The sequence below is a fragment of the Staphylococcus sp. EG-SA-2 genome, from assembly GCF_017152085.1.
Genome location: NZ_JACYHC010000168.1, coordinates 1 through 533, shown reverse-complemented (window position 1 = coordinate 533; position 533 = coordinate 1). Strand labels below are relative to the sequence as shown.

The 533-nt window shown below is 34.5% G+C and carries 1 protein-coding gene; it reads left to right on the top strand.

What is annotated here, in order from left to right; genetic code table 11:
- Window positions 1-36: 36 nt before the first annotated feature.
- A partial coding sequence (locus IDG60_RS01585; protein WP_206160414.1) for an energy-coupling factor transporter ATPase occupies window positions 37-533 on the top strand: 497 nt, incomplete at its 3' end.

Here is a 533-nt window from a genome sequence, read left to right as displayed (position 1 = left end):
TATGATAGATACACGAATCGTAAAGGAGAGAGACAAGTGGAGGATAAGAATTCAGTTATTGTATTTAAAAATGTTTCATTTCAATATCAAAGTGATGCATCCTTCACATTGAAAGATGTTTCTTTTAGTATACCTAAAGGTCAGTGGACATCTATTGTTGGTCATAACGGTTCTGGAAAATCTACAATTGCCAAGTTAATGATTGGCATAGAGAAAGTTAAATCTGGAGAAATTTTTTATAATAATCAAACTATAACAGATGATAATTTTGAAAAGTTAAGAAAAGACATAGGAATAGTATTCCAGAATCCGGATAATCAATTTGTTGGTTCAATTGTAAAATACGATGTGGCATTTGGACTCGAAAATCATGCGGTTCCACATGACGAAATGCATAGAAGAGTCGGCGAAGCACTTAAACAAGTTGATATGTTAGAACGTGCAGATTATGAACCTAATGCATTATCGGGGGGACAGAAGCAGCGTGTGGCTATAGCAAGTGTATTAGCACTTAACCCCTCTGTCATTATATT